Raw genomic sequence first — 6,245 nt, forward strand, 5'->3', positions numbered from 1 at the left:
GCTGCGCTCGCAATGACGGGTGTTGACGCAGCAGTACGCAAAACCTCGCGTAGTTACTTGTGAGGGACAACACCGCCACAGATTGCAACCACCATCGCGATTGGCCATGATGCTCCCTGGAATTCATGGGGCGTGGCATGACGGCAGCAACGGGGCTCTCGGCTTCGGCGGAGAAATCGACGACGGCGCATGTGGTATGGGCGAGCGCGCTGGGCACCGCCATCGAATGGTACGACTTCCTGATCTACGGCACGGCCGCGGCCCTCGTGCTCAACAAGCTGTTCTTCCCGAGCTTCGATCCCTTCGTCGGCACGCTGGCGGCGTTCTCGACCTATGCGGTCGGATTCGTGGCGCGGCCGATCGGCGGTGCGATCATCGGGCATTACGGCGACCGGCTCGGCCGCAAGACCATGCTGGTCGCGACCATGATCGCGATGGGGCTCGGCACCTTCCTGATCGGCTGTCTGCCGACCTACAGCCAGATCGGCGTGTGGGCGCCGATCCTGCTCATCCTCCTGCGCTTCGTGCAGGGCATCGGGCTCGGGGGCGAATGGAGCGGGGCCGTCGTGATGGTGATCGAGCATGCCGGCAACCGCCGCGGCTTCTACGGCAGCCTGGTGCAGATCGGCTTCCCCGTCGGCGTCGCCGCCTCCACCGGCATCTTCGCGCTGATGACCCAGCTGCCCGAGGCGGACTTTTTGAGCTGGGGCTGGCGCGTGCCGTTCTGGATCAGCATCCTGCTGGTCGGCGTCGGCTTCATCGTGCGCCTGAGGCTGGCCGAGACACCGCACTTCAAGGACGTCGTCGAGCGCAAGGAGGTGCTGGCGCAGCCCGTATGGGAAGTGCTTCGCCGCGACTGGCGCAGCTTTCTGCTCGCGGTCGGCATCACGGTGTCGGAGGTCGGGCTTGCCTATCTCCTCACCGTCTTCACCGTGCTCTACGCCACGACGAAACTCGGCCTGCCGCGCCAGGTCATCCTGAATGCCGTCGTCTATGCCGCGATCGTCGAGTTCGCGACGCTGCCGCTCGCGGGCTGGCTCTCCGACATTTTTGGCCGCAAGGCGTTGTATCTCGCCGGCGGCGTATTTTCGGTGGCGCTGGCGTTTCCGCTGTTCTGGTTCCTCGACACCAGGGAGCCGGCCATGATCACCTTCGCGCTCGTCGTCACGATGACGCTGACGCACGCGCTGCTGTTCGGGCCGAAGGCCGCGTTCATGCCGGAGCTGTTTCGCACCCAGGTGCGCTACAGCGGCGCGTCGCTCGGCGCCAATGTCGCGGCCGCGCTCAGCGGCGGCTTCTCGCCGTTGATCGCGACGGCGCTGCTGGCATGGGCCGGCTCGTACTGGCCGGTATCGGTCTACATCATCGCGCTGTCGATCATCACGATCATCGCGACGCTGAAGACACCGGAGACGGCGCACGATTTGCTGAAATCCTGACGGCCGGTCGCGGGGCGCGCTGCTATGCCTCAGGCGCGCGCCGCCGCACAACGTTGCGGCAATCAGCATCGCACAATGACTCCACCTGCTCCGTGAACAGGCCCGCGCAGCCCGGTGCGCTGCCTTGTATGCACGTCTGACGCCTTCTTATGCGGTGCTGCCGAAAGCAAATGCAGCGCCCTGATCCATTAGCCGCGTTTATGCGGCGAATTTTTACTTCCAATTTTACTTCGCAAAATCCCGACCCTAGCCTCACGCGCAACTGATCACATCGCAGCCGGTCAATGGCGATCGGTGCGGGCGTTTATCGTAACCAACGAGGGTTGCCATGCTTGACAGGGATAAGCGGACATCCACTTCCGTTTCAACGGGAACGGAAACCGAAGCGGACGTCAGATCGGCGAAAAAGCTGAGCCGGCGCACGTTGTTGAAGGGCGCGGCGGCGGTCGCAGGCGCAGCCGTCGGTTCGGACGCGATCCGCGGCTTCCCGACCATCTGGGCGCAGGAGATCAAGGACATCGAGCTGCGCCATGTCGGCGTGTCCTATTCGGTGGTGAAGGCGATCGGCGACCAGGCGGCCAAGGACCTCGGCTTCAAGGTGACGATGCAGAACCTCGACACCTCCGCCGCCATCAACCGCTTCATAAGCCAGCCTAATACGGTCGATATCGCCGATCTCGAGGGCTGGCAGGCCAAGCTCGCCGCCAAGCGCAGCGTGATCCAGGGCATCGAGGTCAAGAAGATCAAGGAGTTCGACAATATCCTGCCGATCTTCACCAAGGGCGAGATCGACGGCCACAAGATCCCGCGCCAGGGCATCTCGCCCTATGAAGCCATGTACATCTCCAAGCCCGACTCCACCGATCTGCATGACGGCGTCACGGAGTGGGCGACCTTCCTGCCGCAGGTCTACAACGCCGATTCCATCGGCTATCGCCCTGACCTGGTCGGCCACGAGGTGACCGAGTGGAAGGACCTGATCGATCCCAAGTTCAAGGGCAAGGCCGCGATCCTCGACGTGCCCGCGATCGGCATCATGGATGCCGCGCTGTGCTTCGAAAGCGCCGGGCTGATCAAGTACGGCAACAAGGGCAACATGACCAAGGAGGAGATCGACTTCACCTGCAACAAGCTGATCGAGCTGAAGAAGCAGGGCCAGTTCCGCGCGACCTGGACCACATTCGACCAGTCGGTGCAACTGATGGCGGCAGGCGAAGTTGTGATCCAGTCGATGTGGTCGCCGGCGGTCGCAGCCGTTCGCGTCAAGGAAATCCCCTGCGTCTACGCGCCTGTCAACGTCAAGAACGGCAAGGAAGGCTATCGCGGCTGGTGCAACGGCATGGGCCTGATGAAGCATCTCTCGGGCAAGAAGCTCGACGCCGCCTACGAATACCTCAATTGGTATCTGTCGGGCTGGCAGGGCGGCTTCGTCGGACGCTACGGCTACTACAGTCCGGTGCCGTCAACGGCCAAGAAATTCCTCACCGCGGCGGAATGGGACTTCTGGTACGACGGCAAGCCGGCGCCCGCGGTGATCAACGATCCCTACGGCGTGCCGATGGAGAAGGTCGGCACCAAGCGCGACGGCGGCTCGTTCCTCGACCGCGTCAAGAACATCTCGTGCTGGAACACGCTGATGGACGAGGCCGCCTACATGAACAAACGCTGGAACGACTTCAAGGTGGCGTGAAACCTGCTTTCCCTGACGTAGCGAAGCACCGGCGCGGTGACGCGCCGGCGACAGAGATCGACTTCAAGGCGTTTGCCGACATGCAACCCAGTCAAACTCCACCACGCGCAAATCTGGCCGGCTGGCTTTACGTCTCGCCGCTGGTGCTGGTGCTGGTGCCGTTCTTCGTGGCGCCGATCCTGGTCGTGCTGGCCGCGAGCTTCTTCGCCACCGACGGCTTTGGCGGCCTGACGCCGGGCTTCACGCTCGCAAGCTATGTCGAGGTGCTGCATTCGGCGCTGACGCTGAAGCTGTATTTGGCGACGATCAAGTTCACCGTGCTGACCTGGATCTTCACGCTGATCATCGGCTTCTTCGTGGCCTACTTCCTGGTTTTCCACGTTCGCAACCAGCTTTTGGCGATCGGGCTGTTCCTGCTGTGCACCGTGCCGTTCTGGACCTCGAACATCATCCGGATGATTTCCTGGATTCCGCTGCTTGGCAAGGAAGGCCTGATCAACCAGGCGCTGCTCGGGCTCGGCGTGATCCGCCAGCCGCTGGAGGTGCTGCTGTTCTCCGACCTTGCGGTCGTCATCGCCTATGTCCACCAGCTCACGATCTTCATGATCGTGCCGATCTTCAATTCCATGGCGCGGATCGACAAGAAGCTGATCGAGGCCGCGATCGACGCCGGCGCCAGCCGATTCGACATCATGCGCCTGATCGTGGTGCCGATGTCCAAGAGCGGCATCGCGCTCGGAACCATCTTCGTGGTCTCGATCGTGATGGGCGACTTCTTCGTGGTGAAGGTGATGTCCGGCGGCGGCTCGGCCTCGGTGGTCAGCGCGTTCTACGAGGACGTCGGCGTGCTGCAATATCCGAACGCGGCCGCGAGCGCGGTGCTGCTGACGCTGGTGCTGGTCGCGATCGTCTCGCTGATCCTGCGCACTGTCGACATCCGGCAGGAGATCACGCGATGAGCGCCGTTCTCGCCGACATGCCCGAGACGGTCGCGCCTGCGACAACCAAGGCGATTGCCCCCAGCAAGGGTGGCCGGCCCTGGACCTTCTACGTGCTGGCGACGCTGTTTTCGCTCTATGTGATCGCGCTGTACGGGCCGATGTTCTGCATCTACATCCTGTCGTTCCAGGACATCCGCGGCGGCCTCGTGTTCCCGATGAAGGGGCATTCGCTGCACTGGTTCGTCGACCTCTTCACCCAAGTGCGGACCGGCGACGTCAAGGGCTCGTTCGACCGCTCGATCAAGCTCGCTGTCATCGTCACCGTCATCACGGTGGTGGTCTCGTTCCTGGCTGGCCTCGGCTTCCGCAAACGTTTCCGCGGTGACACCGTTGTCTTCTACATGATGATCGGCAGCCTGGTCGCGCCGGGCCTCGTGCTCGGCCTCGGCACCGGCCTGCTGTTCCAGGCGCTCGGGCTGAATGCGAGCTGGTACACCTCCGCGCTCGGCGCGCAGCTGTCCTGGACGCTGCCGTTCGGCGTGCTCGTGATGTTTGCGGTGATGTCGCGCTTCAATCACGTCTGGGAGGAGGCTGCCTACGACCTCGGCGCCAGCCGCTGGCAGTCGATCCGGCTGGTGATGATTCCAGTGCTTGCGCCCGGTCTCGTTGCGGTCGCGCTGTTCGGCTTCACGCTCTCTTATGACGAGTTCGCGCGCAGCCTCCAGACCGCCGGTTCGCTCAACACGCTGCCGCTGGAAATCTGGAGCATGACGTTGAACGTCACTTCGCCTTCGCTCTATGCGCTCGGCACGGTGACAACCATCGTCTCCTTCGTCGTCATCGGTGCCAGTCTCGGCAGCATCGTGCTGATCCAGAAGAAGCGCAGCAGCAGCGCAAAGGGTTGAGTCGGGAATGAAGAAAGATCGCGGCGATATCGAACTGGCGGGCGTCTGCAAGAGCTTTGACGGCGCGACCTACGTGGTCGACGGCGTCAATCTCAAAATCGCCGACGGCGCCTATTGCTGTTTCATCGGCCCCTCCGGCTGCGGCAAGACCACGATTTTGCGCATGATCGCCGGCCACGAGGATCCGACCGCGGGCGAGATCGTGATCGGCGGCCAGAACGTCGTCGGGCTTGCGCCGGTGCAGCGCCGCACCGCAATGATGTTTCAGTCCTACGCTTTGTTCCCGCATCTGACCGTGCGTGAGAACATCGCCTTCGCTCTGCGCGTGCGAGGCAAGTCCAAGGCGGATCGGCTGCGCGCAGCCGACGCCATGATCGAAAAAGTGCGGCTAACGCAATTCGCCGACCGCCTGCCGGCGCAGCTGTCCGGCGGCCAGCAGCAGCGCGTCGCGCTGGCGCGGGCCGCGATCACCGAGCCGCGCGTGCTGCTGCTCGACGAGCCGCTCTCCGCGCTCGACGAGCAGCTCCGCGTCCAGATGCGCCAGGAGCTGCGGCGGATGCAGCGGGAGCTTGGCATCACCTTCATCCACGTCACCCACACCCAGCTCGAGGCCATCGCGCTTGCCGACCTCGTGGTGGTGATGGAGCAGGGCAAGATCAAGCAGGCGGGAGCCGCGCGCGATGTCTACGCCCACCCCCATGACCGCTATGTCGCCGAATTCATGGGCGGCCAGAACGTGCTGTCCGGGAGGGTCGAGAAGGTCAACGGCGCCAGCTTCACGCTGGCGCAGGCAGCTCCTGATGGCATCGAGGTGCCGCTTCAGGCGCGTTCGACGGTCAGCGTCGGGGACAAGGTCGATATCGCCGTGCGCCGCGACGATGTCGCGCTGGTTCGGCCCGGCAAGGACTTGCCGCCCGGCTGCACCACTTCGCTGCCGAGCCGGGTGCTCGCGATCGAATACCAGGGCTACTTTGTGAAGGTCATGCTCGACACCGTCCCGGACGACGAGTTCGTCGCCTATGTGCCGGAAAAGACCTTTTTTGCAGATCCCTTCACCGTTGGCGATGTCGTCATGGCCACATGGGCCACCGGCAGCGCGCTTCCACTCGCCTGAAGACCCGTCGCGCACAGGAGTATGACCGTGCAGATATCCTTTACACTCAACGGCCGGCCAACCACTGTCGATGTTGAACCAGCGACGCTCGTCGCCGAGCTGCTGCGCGAGCAGCTGAATCTGACCGGCACCCATATCGGCTGCGACACCAGCCAG

Annotated in this window: 5 protein-coding genes and 1 pseudogene; all 6 read left to right on the forward strand. The window is 63.5% G+C overall.

Translation table 11 applies throughout. From position 1 onward, the window contains the following. Nucleotides 1-137: 137 nt before the first annotated feature. Entirely contained in the window at nt 138-1,439 is a 1,302-nt protein-coding gene (locus PMI42_RS09450; RefSeq protein WP_035965050.1) for an MFS transporter, read from the forward strand. 328 nt (nt 1,440-1,767) lie between these two features. Continuing rightward, entirely contained in the window at nt 1,768-3,129 is a 1,362-nt protein-coding gene (locus PMI42_RS09455) for an ABC transporter substrate-binding protein (RefSeq protein WP_008132992.1), read from the forward strand. A gap of 80 nt (nt 3,130-3,209) precedes the next feature. After that, on the forward strand, nt 3,210-4,088 hold the full coding sequence (locus PMI42_RS09460; RefSeq protein ID WP_008132993.1) for an ABC transporter permease: 879 nt from the start codon (nt 3,210-3,212) through the stop codon (nt 4,086-4,088). Next, entirely contained in the window at nt 4,085-4,975 is an 891-nt protein-coding gene (locus PMI42_RS09465; protein ID WP_008132994.1) for an ABC transporter permease, read from the forward strand. Before PMI42_RS09460 ends, PMI42_RS09465 begins: the two co-directional genes overlap by 4 nt. A 7-nt stretch (nt 4,976-4,982) precedes the next feature. Continuing rightward, nucleotides 4,983-6,089: an ABC transporter ATP-binding protein gene (locus tag PMI42_RS09470; protein ID WP_008132995.1), complete on the forward strand. Its 1,107-nt coding sequence runs from the start codon at nt 4,983-4,985 to the stop codon at nt 6,087-6,089. Between the two features lie 21 nt (nt 6,090-6,110). Continuing rightward, nucleotides 6,111-6,245 (forward strand): annotated as a pseudogene (locus PMI42_RS40385) ((2Fe-2S)-binding protein); the annotation flags it as partial.

The sequence above is a fragment of the Bradyrhizobium sp. YR681 genome (assembly GCF_000282615.1).
Lineage (GTDB): Bacteria > Pseudomonadota > Alphaproteobacteria > Rhizobiales > Xanthobacteraceae > Bradyrhizobium.